The sequence below is a fragment of the Acinetobacter sp. YH12200 genome (genome assembly GCF_013418175.1).
GTDB lineage: Bacteria > Pseudomonadota > Gammaproteobacteria > Pseudomonadales > Moraxellaceae > Acinetobacter > Acinetobacter pseudolwoffii.
This window is the reverse complement of sequence record NZ_VPCO01000015.1, coordinates 35,900-51,647: the sequence shown is the minus strand read 5'-3', so window position 1 is coordinate 51,647 and position 15,748 is coordinate 35,900. Positions and strand designations below refer to the sequence as shown.

Genomic DNA, 15,748 nt, shown 5'->3' with positions numbered 1-15,748 from the left:
AAATCAGATATTTATAAATAGCGCCATTTTAGACTAAATATACGGAGAAATTTGGAGAATATTGCAATAAAATGTGTGGATTGAGTATAAAAAAGATCAGCATGTGCTGATCTTTTTTAACTGAAATTAATTACTTTTCAAGATATTGTAATTTGTCAGCTTTACCATTCCATTCTTCACGATCTGCTGGCTGGTCACCAATTTGTGTGATATTTGGCCATTTTTGCGACAGGTCAGCATTCAATTCAATAAATACTTCTTGGCCTTCTGGTAATTCATCTTCAGAGAAAATTGCATTCGCCGGACATTCAGGTTCGCATAAGGCACAATCGATGCACTCGTCCGGGTTAATCACCAGGAAGTTAGGACCTTCATAGAAACAGTCTACAGGGCAAACTTCAACACAGTCTTGATATTTACATTTAATACAATTTTCAGTGACAACGAAGGTCATGGCGACAGCTACCTAAAAAATATGGTTCTATTTACGAATACTGTATTTTAGGCAAAAACAGGGGGAACTAACAATTCCTTTTATTGATATTTGTTATATATAGGGCTGTTAAATTTGAAAAAAGCCGGAATAGGGCTAAATTCAAGTATAAATCAGTGCTAGACCCCATACGGGATGAGGTCTATGGCTCAGAGAATTACCCCGGCTGTTTGAGTAAATCTTTTAGTGCATATAATTGTGCTAAGGCTTCGCGTGGACTCAGGTTGTCTACATCGATGTCCTCAAGTAATTCGAGAGCTGGAGATTCTTTCTCAATTTCGACAATACGTTCCACTGGCTCTACAATTTCCGGCAGTGCAAATAGATCATGTTGTAGACTCTTTGGTTTGACCAGTTGTTGCTTTTCCAGAATCTTTAAGCGGTTTTGTGCTTCTTTAATGACTGATGCCGGAATACCGGCAAGTTTCGCCACCTGTAAGCCATGACTCTGGCTGGCAGGGCCATGTTGTACCTTATGTAACAAAATCAGATTGCCATTCAGTTCTTTAGCCGTGACATGGTAGTTATCAATGCCGCTTTCTTTATCGAGTTCGGTCAGCTCAAAATAATGGGTTGCGAATAGACACAGGCATTGAATGCGTTTGCTCAGATCCAGCACACAGGCCCAGGCCAGAGACAGGCCATCATAGGTACTGGTGCCACGACCGACTTCATCCATCAGTACCAGCGACTGACTGGTGGCATGATGCAGAATTTGCGAAGTCTCGGTCATTTCCACCATAAAGGTCGATTTGCCAGTTGATAAATCATCGGCAGAACCAATACGGGTGAAAACCCGGTCAATAGGCCCTAAAGTCGCAGCTTGTGCAGGTACATAAGCCCCGCAATACGCCAGCAAGACGATCAATGCGGTCTGGCGCATAAAGGTCGATTTACCGCCCATATTGGGTCCGGTAATAATCGCCATGCGATGGGAAAAGTCCAGTCGCGTATCGTTCGGTGTAAAAGCAGTTTTGCTTAAAGCTTCCACCACCGGATGACGGCCAGCAGTGATACTTACACCGACTTCAGGGCTGAATTTTGGACGTGACCAGTTGCGTAAACGTGCTTGATGGGCAAAGTTTGCCACCAGATCAATCTGGGCAATGGCACTGCTCATCATCTGTAAATTGCCGATATCCTGACGTAATTCATCCAGCAGCATTTCAAACAGCATTTTTTCACGCGCCAGAGCACGGGATTCACTGGATAAAACCTTATCTTCAAAGGCTTTCAGTTCAGGTGTGATATAGCGTTCAGCATTTTTCAGAGTCTGACGGCGGATATAGTGCTCGGGTGCCTGTTCGGCCTGAGCACGTGAGAGTTCAATATAATAACCACTCACTCGGTTATAACCAATTTTCAGTCCCGGAATTCCGCTGGCTTCACGTTCTTTAATTTCCAGATCAATCAGGAACTGGCTGGCGTGATCACGAATCTGACGTAATTCATCCAGTTCACTATCAAAGCCTTCGGCAATCACATTCCCATCACGCAGCAATACCGGCGGATTTTCTACGATGGCAGACATCAAGCGTTGATGCAGGCCATGGAAATCTCCGAGTTCTTCATTTAGCTGGATTAATAGCTCAGACTGTTGTTGACTGACAATCGGCTGTAGGGCATGGCGTAAAAATGGAATTTGCGCACAGGCCTGACGTAGTTGTACCAGATCCCGCGGTCGGGCACTGCCCAAAGCAATTCGGCTCAGGACACGTTCAATATCGCTAATTTCCTTAAGTACCAAACGTACAGGTGCTTCATGGAAACCTTGTAGCAGGGCCTGGATGGCATCTAAACGTTCATCCAGCAAGGCAGTGTCACGCAAAGGCTGCATCAGGGTGCGACTCAGCAAGCGTCCACCCATAGCCGTCTGGCAATCATTAATTAACTGAAACAGTGAAGTACCATGCTCAAATAAAGGCTCAATCAGTTCCAGATTGCGACGTGTCACTGGATCTAGGGCGATAAAGTCGGAACTCTGTTCTAGCTGAATCGAACGAATATGTGGTAAAGCGGTTTTCTGGGTTTCTTTGGCATAGTGAATCAGTGCCGCAGCGGCAGCTTTTGCCAACGGCAAATGATCAATCCCGAAACCGGAAAGTGTGCTGACGGCAAACTGGTCGCACAAGGTCTTTTGCGCATTGTTCAGGTTAAAGTCCACATTGGGACGCTTCGTCACGGAAATATCAAGTTGCTGCTTGAGTTGCTCGGTCAGCATCGGATCAGCGGTATTTTCATCCAGCAAAATTTCGCTTGGCATTAAACGCGCCAGTTCAATCATGAGCTGGTTGAGATCATAATCCTGCTGCTGTACTTTAAACAGGCCGGCGCTGAGATCGAGCAGTGCAATCCCGATCTGATTTTGCTGAATACATAAAGCCACCAGATTAGAGCTTTGATGTGCACCGAGCATGGCATCATCGGTCAGGGTGCCCGGGGTGATAATCCTTACCACGCCGCGCTCCATGGGAGCCTTACCACGAGTACTTGTGCTCTCGCCCTCACCAATCTGTTCACAGATCACCACCGTTTCGCCTTTTTTGACCAGACGGGCCAGATAGCCTTCGGCTGCATGGTAAGGCACACCTGCCATCGGGATCGGCTGACCATTGGCTTTACCGCGATGGGTCAGGGTAATGCCTAAAATTTTGGCTGCCTTGTGTGCATCTTCAAAGAACAGTTCATAAAAATCACCCATACGATAAAACATCAATGAGTGTGGATGCTGCACTTTCACCGACATGTATTGCTGCATCATGGGCGTTAAGGTAGAAAGATCAGCCATAATTTCCGAACTGGTCATTAAAAATAAATCCTTTCAACAAGAGAGAAATGCAAATACTGATAAGCAGCGTATGCACAAAAAATTAAAGCACATCTAAACAGATCTATAAAAATATTTTATCGAGGATCTGCTCAGGAGCATAGTGAATGAGGTCGCTTATCTTAGGGTGCTTTAAATCAAGATTGAAACAAGTCTATCAAATTTAATTTTTAGAAAGAAATGAAATTCCAGATGAATGTTTAAGTCATGCGACAGATCTGTCGGTCTGAGTTTTTATTCAGCATGATTTCCAATTTTAAAAAACAAACCACTGGATGTGAACATGCAGTGGTTGATTTAAATTAAGGGAATTGTTTATTCGGGATCATAAAGACCAAGGTCAGACAGGTGTAATCTGAGAATCCGGCGCAATTCCAATACGGCCTCAGGGGTTTCCTGAATGGAATGGCCACCTTTGATCACTTTACTGGATACTGCACCTTGCAAATAAGCACTTTCGTAGGAAACAATGCCATCACTCATCAGCTGAGGTTCTGTAGTATCTACGGTATTACCGATGATGGAGTGAAATTTGAAGCCGGTATAGGGCTGAATGTTTTTAGTCAGCGCATTGAATTTCGAATTTTCACTCAAATCACTCGGGCCATTTTGAATCAGGTCATGTCCCAGTTCTTTGACAAATTCTTTTAATCCGATTTCGCCTTGTAAAGTATCAGCAAAGGCACCTAAAAATGCACCTGGAACCCGAATAATTTTACGCGCCAGTTTGGTATGCCAGCGATTGGCATATTCTGTGCCACGATGCGGTGTGGCCAAGAAAATCGCCCGACTAAAATTTGGAATCGGCTGCATTTGCAGGCGTGCTTGAAACAGCGGTTTATCCTTAAACTGTTCAATACGGGTATTTTGTACCAGTTTAAAAGCATCTTGGCTGATATCGGCATTGCTGACCATCAAACGGGCAATCACGCCGCCCATACTATGTCCGACCAGTACGGCATCTTTTTTAGCTGCGGCATTGTTCGCGACCTGGGCAAATCCTTGCTGAACCAGTGCATTGATTTGAAAACGGCTTTCCAGAATCGGCATGTTGGTGGAATAAAACACCTGCCAGACCTGAAAGTTTTCTCTTAGAACCGGATCCCCCATAATATCGTTGGTCATACGAATCCAGGCTTCGGGGCTGCTGGCCAGACCATGGACCAATACCAGGATCTTCTTGTTCGGATTATAAGGTTCCAGCATATACAGGTGGGGCATGCTCAGACTATCATCCCGATCAATCAGGGTCAGATACGCCAGACGCCCCAGATTGTTCTCGGCCAGCCATAAACCATAAGGTGCTGAAAAATTGGCTGCCAGAGCATATTCCTTAGAAGCGACCTTAATTTTTTCATATTTATAGGGATCATAGAGTTTCAGATGAAATTCGGAGGTCGATAAAATCTGTTCAGTACTATTGGCTGATTTAGGTACAGCGGTGATCGTGGTGGCCAGATATCGTGCTGCGTGGATATTGGGATTGATACCATTCGGATATTTGTGATTGAGTGGGTCAGTAATATATTTTTTATCTTTTTCGGATGGTTGCTGCTCCGGTAGAACCACTAAAAACTCTGAACCAAAACCGTCACGACGGGTAATTGAACGCAGCCCAGAGAAGTTCATGTTGTAGGTGGACAGTAGTTGCTCAATGGGCTGGTTTTTCAGCTGCGGAAAATTTTCCAGATCAATACTATATACACTGTTACCCACCTGAATCCGTTGGCCGGAACGCTTGGTTTCATAACGTTCAGCATAGCGTTGAATCAGATGAGCAATCGCCAGGTTGTAAAAATCACGAATCTGAACCTGACGGTTGTCGAAAATACGGTCTTGCGGGGCACGCTCGGTTTTAAACAGGTAGGCATAACTATAACGAATGCTTTTATCCAGCATGCTGAGCTGCTGATCCAGACATTTCTGGATATTCTGTTTTTGCAGCTGTTGCTTTTCCTGAGATTGGGTCTTGCTCAAAACACTGGTGTTGCACTCGGCTGACTTGGCATTCTGTAAAGAATTGGCGAGATACAACTCACTTGCTGTAGAAAGTAATTGTTCATCTAAAATCTGGGGGATATTTTTAAGATCCTTTACACATTCTTCGGGCTGGTCAATACAGATCTGGGCTTCACGCCCCGTCATGGACAACACATTCAGACTGGCTTCGCTCAGTTTGTCGCGCGTCAAAATACTGTCACGCTCATTGCTGAGTGTGACATTAAGCGCCTGTTCCTTAACACTGACCACCTGACAGCCGCTCAGCACGCTGGTGATGACTAAAGTGCACAGTATTAATCTTTTATTTATTTTTTCGTGCATAAAACCTTTCACTGAATTTAAGTTGTAAGTTTGGATAATGGTTTGTATTTTACTAATTTTTTCTCATAAAAATAGACCGCCGTAGCAGTCTATTTGTAATCAGAGAAAGAAGATAAATTTTGATTATGGCGTTTTAGGCGTTGCAGCAGCTGGAGCTTGATTTGCGGTTTGCAGAACTTGCCAAACATTCCAGCGACCTTGTTTCTCAATTTCCTGAATCAGACGGTCTGCCACTTCAGCTTCTTGCGGGTATTTCACTTTATAGTTTGCCAAGGTTTGAGCCGCATTTTTTTTCTGTTCCAGCGCAATATAATTATTGGCTGCAGCAAGATAGGCTTCCTGAACGCCAGCTTTCATGGCTTTGTCCAGATAAGGGATCGCTTCACGTTGACCGCCACCTTCAGACAGGCCAAAGCCGAACCAGAAGTTCACTTCAGGATCATCTTGGTTGATCTTAAGAATCCGTTGTGCATAGGTCAGGGATTTGGTGGTATAGACTGAACCCAGATCCAGATTACGTGCCATGACACTGGCTTTAAATGCACGTACCAGAACATCGAAAGAGGCATTTTCACGTGCAGCTAAAGTATCCAGCTGTTGAGTGACTTCACGCAGTTTGGCTTCAAAGCCACGACGTTCCTGACGATCGCTAAAACGTGGTGGATAATGACGTGCTTTACCTTCCACCATTTGCAGGAAATCATCAATCTCTGTGATGTCGATTTCATTGGTATTTGCCAGAGCCGCATAACGCATTGAACGTGTATTGCTGTCTACAATGGGAATAATCAGTTTATTGACATCCAAGGTTAATTGCTTGGATGGATCATTTGGATGAGTCACGACCATTTTGGTCACGGGTTGAGCCGCAGCTTTTTGCAAATGCACCTCAAACGGAGGTGGTTCATTATAATTGAATGGATTTAATGCATAAAATGGCGGACTTAATTCAGGTTCTACAAAAACCACTTGATCCACAGGTTTCTCAGCAGACTTCTGAGAGACGGTCGAACATGCAGTCATTGTGAATGCTAAACAAGCAAGTGCCAAGGGCTTAAAGGTCATAATATTCATCCATTCGTGTTATTTTTTAAAACAGCTAGTACAAAAATCACATGACCGTCAGTCTATGAAAACTCTAACGATCATGCAAGTAAATGCATGTTACAGAATTGAACGCTCTATTCAGGCTTTAGACTGACTGGTTTGAGCTTCACATTCACGGCGCGCTTCTTCCAGAATCTGTAATTCTTTTTTGCTTAAAGGCTGCCCATCTTGTTGCTGTTTATTAAAGGTCGGATCCAGCAAAGAAAGACGGTTGCACAAGTTGTTCATGCGTTTTTCATTTTGCTGAATACGGTCCAGCAGAATGCGCATACCCTCCAGAATTGGATCAGACTGGTCTTCAGTTGCAGCATAGGGCTGGAAGCCGATACTTTCTGCATAATCACGACGACGGGTTTCTGCATCATCCTTCGGTTTATTTTTGGTAATAAAGCGTGCAGGGTTACCCACAGCCGTCGTGTTTTCAGGAACTGCTTTAGTCACGACCGCATTAGAACCGACCTTGGCATTTTTACCGACAGTAAATGGCCCTAAAATCTTGGCACCAGCGCCAACCACCACGCCATCTTCTAAAGTTGGATGGCGTTTGCCTTTATTCCAGGTCGTTCCACCCAAAGTCACCCCATGATAGAGGGTAACATCATTGCCAATTTCTGCAGTTTCCCCAATTACGACACCCATACCGTGATCAATAAAGAAACGCCGGCCTATCTTGGCGCCCGGATGTATTTCAATACCAGTCGCAAAACGGCTAAATGAAGACAATGCACGTGCAGTTCCCTTACAGTCTTTGTTCCATAGCTCATGTGCCATGCGATGCATGATCAGCGCATGGATGCCAGGGTAAGTGGTTAAGACTTCTAAGGTATTGCGTGCTGCAGGATCGCGCGCAAAGACAGCTTGTATATCTTCTTTGAGCTGTTTTAGCATTAGATTTGATCCTCGTCCTGTGATGATGTATTTGAAGATTTTTTCCAGGTGCCATTATTTAAGGCCTGAACGCGGCTGAAAATACCACGAAGTAAATGATATTCCATACGATCTAATTGTATACGTCCAAAAAGACGACGCAAGCGTAAAGGCAATAATCTTGGATTTTTTGGGTCCATAAATTCAATTTCGGCCAGCATTTTTTCCAAATGCGGATAGAACTGTTCCATCTGCGCATGATTCACCAAAGGCTCATCCCATTCCATTTCAATGCCATCAATGACTTGCATGGTTGCTTTAGCATCACGTGGTTGTTCAATCTGGCTCATGGCTGCCATGCGCATTTCATAGCAGATCACCTGAATGGCTTGAGCCACATTCAGTACGCCGTAATCGGTATTGACTGGAATGGTCAGGTGATAGTTGGCCATTGCCAGTTCTTCATTGGTCAGACCGCGGTCTTCACGGCCAAATAGAATTGCAACTTCTTGCTGCTCTTGTACCACGGCGCTCATGGCTTTTGTCGCAGCAGGGCGCACATCTAACAGCGGCCAGGGAATGGTACGGCTACGTGCGCTGGTACCGAATACAATCTGACAGTCTTTAATGGCATCTTCGAGCGTTTCTACAATCTCGATCTGCTCGATCAGGTCAGTTGCGCCTGCGGCCAGTGCATCAATATCCGGATGCGGATAGGTTTTTGGCGCCACCAGAACCAGCTTGGACAGGCCCATGGTTTTCATGGCGCGTAAAGCACTGCCGATGTTGGCAGGTAAAGTGGTATTGACCATGACAATACGCACATGGGAGAGATGTGCTGAAACAGCAGCATTGTCAATTTGACTCATGAGGATTCCAATTTAAAGGTTTTTTAAAGATCAGGATTTATGAATATTGTGGCTGGGATTCAGCCTGATACAGTTCCAGCGCATCGTCCATGCTCATGCCAGCAGGTGGTGGTGGAACATTGACCGGTTTGGCCTGTTCATAAGAAACAGCTTTGGCGGCTTTGGACTTGACCTGATATTCAATATGCAATGCTTCTTTACCAAAATAATCACGCAATTTAGCCAATAGTTCGTCCAGTGGTGCCACTTTCCAGTTGAGACCCAGATGCAGTTCAGTCATGGCATAAGGATAATCCAGGTACAGAATCACCGGAATATGCGCTGACATGTCGATATTGGTATATGGTGTCAAAATCTGTTGCAAGTCACGACTCAGACTTTTACTGAAATGCTCAGTAGTTAAGGTGATTTTAATGCTGTTGGCACGCTTCTGGCGAATTTCATTCAGGCTAAAGGCTTTAGTGAGACGTCCCATTGGGCGGTCAAAACCTTCACGCTCATAAATTTCACCTTCAATCACCACAACTTTATCCAGCTGGATAATCTCTTTAAAGCGGTTAAAACGTTCATGATTGGCTGAAATTTCAATACGCGCCGTACCATCATCCAGAGTCATCATCATCCGGTTCGGGAAGTTGGCAATATCCACCACCAGTCCTGCAAACACGGTGGTCACGCCACGGCGTGTCGGCGTCAGCTCATTGATCTGACAAGGCACAAAAGCTTTCAGTTCATTGCGATAGACATCAATCGGGTGGCCGGTTAAATACAGACCAAGTGTGTCTTTCTCACCTTTCAGGCGAACTTCATCCGCCCATGGCTTGACCGGTTTAGAGGGTTTGCGCTGAACTTCTTCCACTTCACCAAACAGATCCATGATGCCGGTTTCACGGTTGGAGCGCGCCTGTTCCGCAGCTTGCACCGCTTCAGGCAGTTGTGTCATCAGGTCGGCACGATCAATGCCTAAACAATCCAGCGCACCGGAGCGAATCAATGCTTCCAGGGTACGTTTATTGATTTTTTTCAGGTCAATACGATGACAGAAATCAAACAGGTCACGGAAAGGACCTTCTTGTGTACGCGCGTCAATCACTGATTGCATCGCAGCTTCACCGACACCTTTAATCGCACCCAGACCATAGACAATGGTTTGTTCATCCGTGGCATGGAACTGATACAGCGACATATTCACGGAAGGTGGTAAAACTTCCAGGTTATTCTTGCGACAGTCATCAATCAGGAATACCACGTTGTCGGTGTTCTGCATCTCCGAGGTCAACACCGCAGACAGGAATTCCGCCGGATAATGCGCTTTTAGCCATGCAGTCTGATAGGCAACCAAAGCATAGGCCGCAGCATGTGATTTGTTAAAGCCATAGCCGGCAAACTTTTCCATATAGTCGAAAATATGGTTGGCAGTGGCTTCATCAATGTCTTTTTTCGATGCACCTTCAATAAAGATCTGGCGCTGTTTGACCATCTCTTCCGGTTTTTTCTTACCCATGGCACGACGTAACAAGTCCGCGCCACCGAGGGTATAGCCGGCACAGTACTGTGCAGCCTGCATGACCTGTTCCTGATAGACCATAATCCCGTAGGTGGGTTCTAGTACGCCTTCAAGCAAGGGATGCAGATATTCAAAATCGCCTCCATGCATCCGGTGGATAAAGTCAGGAATCAGATCCATCGGGCCCGGACGGTACAGCGACACGAAGGCAATAATTTCTTCAAATTTGCTTGGGCGTGCCTCTTTCAGCATCTTCTTCATGCCCACGGATTCAAACTGGAATACCGCGGTGGTGTTGGCATTGGCAAAGACCAGATACGCGTCTTTATCTTCAAGCGGGATATAGGCAATGTCTAGAGGCTTGTCAGATTTGATGCGTTTATTAATATTTTTAACTGCATCTTCAATTACGGTCAGGTTACGCAGACCCAAGAAGTCAAACTTTACCAGACCAGCAGATTCAACATCATCTTTATCGAACTGTGCCACGCGTGAAGTACCATCAGCCTCACACATGACGGCAGAGAAATCGGTAATTTTGGTTGGTGAGATGACCACACCGCCGGCATGTTTACCGGTATTTCGGGTAATACCTTCCAGTTTTAGTGCCATTTCCCAGATTTCAGCCGCATCATCATTATCTGGGTTGGATGGATTGGTGACGATATCTTTAAGCTGTGGTTCGGCTTCTAGCGACTCAAGCAAGCTTAAACCCAAAGGCTTGGTCGGGATCATTTTCGAGATACGATCGGCCAGACCATAAGATTTACCCAAGACACGCGCCACATCACGAATCGCACCTTTGGCCGCCATGGTACCGAAGGTGGCAATTTGCGAAACTGCATCACGGCCATAAGTACGCGCCACATAGTCAATCACGCGGTCACGACCTGCGATACAGAAATCGACGTCGAAATCGGGCATCGACACACGTTCCGGGTTCAAGAAACGTTCGAACAGCAGTTCATAACGTAGCGGATCAAGATCGGTGATTTTTAAGCTATAAGCCACCAGTGAGCCTGCACCTGAACCACGCCCCGGGCCTACTGGAACGCCGTTACTTTTCGACCACTGAATAAAGTCCATCACGATCAGAAAGTAGCCCGGAAACCCCATCGAGTTAATGATATTAATCTCGTACTCGATTCGCTCATCATAAGGCTTGCGAACTTCTGGCCAGTGTTCATCACGCTGTTCAGGTGGATACAGGAAATTCAGACGTTCTTCCAGACCTTCTTTGGACAAGTGTGCAAAGAAAGTATCAATGGTATGACCTTCAGGAATCGGATAATCCGGCAGAAAGTATTGACCCAATCGCAATGTGACATTACAGCGTTTGGCAATGTGGTAAGTGTTCTCAATCGCAGAGGGAATATCCGAGAACAGCTCTGCCATTTCCTCTGCAGATTTAAAATATTGTTCAGGTGAATAGGTTTTAGGGCGGCGGTTATCCCCCAGTACATAACCATCGGCAATGCAGACTCGGGCTTCGTGGGCTTCATAATCATTGCGGGTCATGAAGTGCACGTCGTTATGTGCCACTACACCGATATTATATTTTTTGGCCAGTTTCACTGCTTCCAGAATAAAGTCATCTTCATCCGGACGGTTGGTGCGGGTCAGGGCGATATAAACGCGATTGCCGAATTTTTCGACCCATTCTTCCAGCAAGGGTTCCGCTTTTTGCGGATTTGAACTCATCAGCATCTTGCCGACATCGGAATGCATGCCGAGCAGGGCAATCATGTCCTCGGACTGGTTTAAAATCCATTGTTTTTGTACGCAGGGAATGTCTAATTGCTGACCACTGATAAAGCCTTCAGACACCAGTTCAGTCAGGTTACGCCAGCCTTTATTGGTCATCGCCAATAAGGTCATACGATGTTCGGCATCATTCAGGCGAATTTCAGAACCGAGGATCGGCTTGATGCCTTTGCCTAAGCATTTGCCATAGAACTTGACTGCGGCATGCAGGTTAGACAGATCCGTCAGCGCGAGGGCAGGCATCTGTTCTTTTTCGGCAGCTTTGACCAAGTCAGGTATCCGTACGATGGATTCAGTAATCGAAAATTCTGTATGAATACCAAGATGAACAAAGTGCATAGATGAGTCCCTGCTAAAACCATTGAATAGTTTAACATGGGATTTATTGTTTCAGTTTGAAAATGAGGGGAAATGGCTAACTTTTAGATTTTAATTTTGAGTGTACTTAGTCAGTATGAATGTTCTTATTAAAGGCTTATTTACCCCAAAATAAGATATGCGTACTGGCGACAAGGGTGTCGCCGTTGGCTTGTGATACAAGGAAGTATCATCAAGCCAACAGAAGATTTTTGTTACCTTGCATAGCAGTGCTATTCATCTTTCAAAAGCAAAAGAAGAATTTTAAATATTAGTAAGTTTATTCATGACATTATTTGAAAAATAGAATTTCGTTATTTTTACTTCAATTTTAACTTTGTAATATTTGTGCCTTACTTTTGACGGGGCAAAAGTAACAAAACCCCTTTATCTGATGGTACATCCCAGTACCACAGATCAACGGGCGACTTCCTGTCGCCGTGGCACGTATCAAATAGTTGCAGGACTTTACTTTGAAATAATGAGAAAGGGTTCGTAAGTATTAAAAACAATAAAACCCTCTTTTAGAGGGCTTTATTCATACATAAAAACTAGCTTAACGAAGTCGGGACAACCAGTCACCCAGACTTTGTACAATCTGTACCAAAATCAATAACACAATCACCGTCATGATCACCACAGAGGTATCAAAACGCTGATAACCGTAAGAAATGGCCAGATCACCGATACCGCCGGCACCGACAGCACCCGCCATTGCGGTTGCACCAATCAAACTGATGGTGGCAGTGGTCAGGTTCAGAATCAGTGAACTACGCGCTTCAGGTAAGACAAACTTGAAGATAATCTGCATTGGGGTTGCACCCATCGCTTGCGCAGATTCAATAATGCCTTCATTCACTTCCAGTAATGAAGTTTCTACTAAACGTCCAATATAAGGGCCGACATAGATGGTCAGTGGTACAATTGCGGCCCAGGTGCCAATTGAAGTGCCGACCAAAAACTTGGTCAGCGGAATAACGGCAATCAGTAGAATAATAAATGGTAGTGAACGTAGCGCATTGACAATCGGATTGAGACCGTGATAAATCACACGATTTTGCAAGATGCCGTTAGGACGCGTCACCACTAAAGTAATTGCCTGAATAAAACCCCAGATACAGCCAAACAGCATTGCGAAGAACACCATATGAAAGGTTTCTTGCAGCGCTGTCACAAATTGATCCATCGACAGCGAGCTTTTCCAGAACGGCGCAGTAATTGTCGTCAGCCACTGTACAATTAAATCTCTCATGCCTGTACTCCTGCTTGATCTACCTGTACGCCGTTATCTTTCAGATATTGCACTGCAGCGCTAATCTCTGCGGAATCACCCAGGAGCTGAATAAACATCTGACCAATCACCGAACCATTAATTTCGGTCATGTTGGCAAACAGGATATTTAAACTGATATCAAACTGTTTAATCACGGCCTGAATCACCGTTTCCTGTGCCGAGCTACCAAGGAATTTTAAACAATAAATACTGTGATGATTCTGGTTTTCCAGATTATTCAGAATATTGACCGGCAAATGTTGCTGAAGCACGGTTTGAATAAAATTTTTGGTGGTCGGGTGTTGCGGCTGACTGAAGATCTGTAGCGTGCTGCCGGTTTCAATCACATCACCTTTTTCCATCACAGCGACATAATCACAGACGGTTTCAATTACATCCATTTCATGAGTGACCATGACAATGGTAATACCTTGCTCTTGATTGATTTTTTTGAGTAATTGCAGAACTGATTTGGTGGTTTGTGGATCGAGTGCCGAAGTCGCTTCATCACAAAGTAAAATCTTGGGATGGTTGGCAAGGGCACGGGCAATCCCGACGCGCTGTTTTTGACCACCAGACAATTCATCCGGAAAAGCCTGCCGTTTATGTTTCAGGTCAATAAAATCTAATAATTCTTCGAGGCGTTTTTCCCGTTCAGCCTTGCTCCAGCCCAGAAGCTTCATAGGCATTTCGATATTGGCCGCCACGGTTTTGGTTTGCATTAAATTAAAATGCTGGAAAATCATGCCGATATTGGCACGTTCTTGACGCAATGTTTTGGCATCGAGTGCGGTAAAATCTGTTCCATTAATGATAATCTGACCTGAGCTTGGACGCTCAAGTAAATTAATCAGACGGATGAGGGTACTTTTACCGGCACCACTATAACCGATGATGCCAAAAATACTGCCGGTTGGAATCGATAGATTAATCTGATTCAAGGCATGCAAGGTTTGACCCTTAAGCTCATACTGTTTTGAAATATCTTTAAATTCAATCATAGTGTCAAAAACTGCATCACGGATAAAAAAACAGGCAAGAAATCGTCCTTGCCTGTTCTAAAAGACTATTATAGTACTATTTTGATTCAGTTAAATACGTCACCGGCTTGTTTACTGCAACTTTAGTGCCACCAAAATTTTCATCGACATACGCTTGAACTGCTGGCGTATGATACAAGGCACCTACTTTTTGCAGTACAGGATCCGTTTGACGATCTGCTGCAACCGCTAATACGTTTACATTCATTTTTGTGCTTTGATCAATTGGCTCATAGTAAACCGCATCTTTTAATACGTTTAAACCGCCTTCCATTGCCAGCGTATTGCCTAGCACAATCGCATCAACTTCATCTTTTACACGGACTGCAGTTGCCATTTGAATGGGTTTGATCACGATTTTTTTTGCATTTTCAGCCACATCAGCTGTTGTGCCTTTTACATTGTCAAAGCCAGCTTTTAATTTGACCAGACCTGCCGATTGTAAAAGTAATAACGCGCGTGATTCATTTGCACCGTCGTTTGGAATGGCAATGGTTGCACCTGTTTTAAACTCATTCAAAGATTTTACTTTGCTTGAGTAAATTCCCATTGGTTCTAAATAGGTGGTAGACAATGGTGCAATTTTTGCTGTATTGGCATCGTTATACGCAACCATATAGGCATATGACTGGAATGCATTGACATCGATTTCTTTATTGGCAACGGCTGTGTTCATTGACACATAGTCAGTGAAATTTTTCACATCAAGTTTAATGCCGGCTGCTTTGGTTTCAGGTAATGTGGCGATATAGCGCCATACATCTGCATCTGAACCGGTCGATGCCATGGTTACGGTTTGAAGGCCATTCGCATCATTGGCTTGTGCTGCATCATTGGCAGGCGCTTCTTGTTTGCCACACCCAGTCAAAGTTAATACAGAGGCACTCAATAAAACGCCAAGTAATTTTTTCATGAAATTTTCCTAATTTTAATCTTGCCTAGAGTATAAGCATTTTTAAATCGTGTTAAATAAGATTTTTATACGATCTAAGTATGTGTCCTGATCGTTGTTGGTACTGGCCTTAAACTAAAAGATCCAAGCCTACAGCAATCGTTCTGGTGAACGCGATCAAGTCAGAAATGCCACAAACCTGATTGTAAATAATCTATTTTGGAGAGAAAAAATAGATAGTTTATAAGCACATGAAGTCGTTTGAGCATTCTGGGATTGTCGATATCATAGCAATAAAACTATATTCGATATACTGGATAGCAAAGCCTTGTTTAGCTCTTTAATTGAATAAAAAACCAAGTTGTTTTATAAAAATATTAATTAAAACAATATTTTATTTATATTAGGGGTATGGTTTTTAGGGAGTTGT

Annotated in this window: 10 protein-coding genes; all 10 read right to left on the bottom strand. The window is 44.2% G+C overall.

Going from position 1 to position 15,748, the window contains the following annotated elements:
- Nucleotides 1–130 precede the first annotated feature (130 nt).
- Nucleotides 131–454, bottom strand: coding sequence for a ferredoxin FdxA (gene fdxA / locus FTU90_RS11085; protein WP_004279936.1), 324 nt, complete (start codon nt 452–454; stop codon nt 131–133).
- A gap of 196 nt (nt 455–650) precedes the next feature.
- Nucleotides 651–3,299, bottom strand: coding sequence for a DNA mismatch repair protein MutS (gene mutS, locus FTU90_RS11080; RefSeq protein WP_159138178.1), 2,649 nt, complete (start codon nt 3,297–3,299; stop codon nt 651–653).
- 336 nt (nt 3,300–3,635) lie between these two features.
- Complete coding sequence (locus tag FTU90_RS11075; protein WP_159138177.1) at nt 3,636–5,642, bottom strand: triacylglycerol lipase; 2,007 nt, start codon at nt 5,640–5,642, stop codon at nt 3,636–3,638.
- Between the two features lie 123 nt (nt 5,643–5,765).
- The gene (locus FTU90_RS11070; RefSeq protein ID WP_005171266.1) at nt 5,766–6,707 is read right to left on the bottom strand and encodes an ABUW_2363 family tetratricopeptide repeat lipoprotein; all 942 of its coding nucleotides are present in this window, start codon (nt 6,705–6,707) and stop codon (nt 5,766–5,768) included.
- Between the two features lie 120 nt (nt 6,708–6,827).
- Nucleotides 6,828–7,637, bottom strand: a complete 810-nt coding sequence (gene cysE / locus FTU90_RS11065; RefSeq protein WP_159138176.1) for a serine O-acetyltransferase — start codon at nt 7,635–7,637, stop codon at nt 6,828–6,830.
- A complete protein-coding gene (locus tag FTU90_RS11060; protein WP_074382874.1) occupies nt 7,637–8,485 on the bottom strand; it encodes an RNA methyltransferase in 849 nt (282 codons plus the stop codon). Before FTU90_RS11060 ends, cysE begins: the two co-directional genes overlap by 1 nt.
- Nucleotides 8,486–8,522: 37 nt before the next feature.
- Nucleotides 8,523–12,095, bottom strand: coding sequence for a DNA polymerase III subunit alpha (gene dnaE / locus FTU90_RS11055; protein ID WP_180072679.1), 3,573 nt, complete (start codon nt 12,093–12,095; stop codon nt 8,523–8,525).
- A 574-nt stretch (nt 12,096–12,669) separates the two neighbouring features.
- Complete coding sequence (locus tag FTU90_RS11050) at nt 12,670–13,365, bottom strand: methionine ABC transporter permease (protein WP_005096687.1); 696 nt, start codon at nt 13,363–13,365, stop codon at nt 12,670–12,672.
- On the bottom strand, nt 13,362–14,387 hold the full coding sequence (locus tag FTU90_RS11045) for a methionine ABC transporter ATP-binding protein (RefSeq protein ID WP_005171261.1): 1,026 nt from the start codon (nt 14,385–14,387) through the stop codon (nt 13,362–13,364). The genes FTU90_RS11050 and FTU90_RS11045 overlap by 4 nt, the downstream gene beginning before the upstream one ends.
- Nucleotides 14,388–14,463: 76 nt before the next feature.
- Nucleotides 14,464–15,339: a MetQ/NlpA family ABC transporter substrate-binding protein gene (locus tag FTU90_RS11040; RefSeq protein WP_100357114.1), complete on the bottom strand. Its 876-nt coding sequence runs from the start codon at nt 15,337–15,339 to the stop codon at nt 14,464–14,466.
- Nucleotides 15,340–15,748 lie beyond the last annotated feature (409 nt).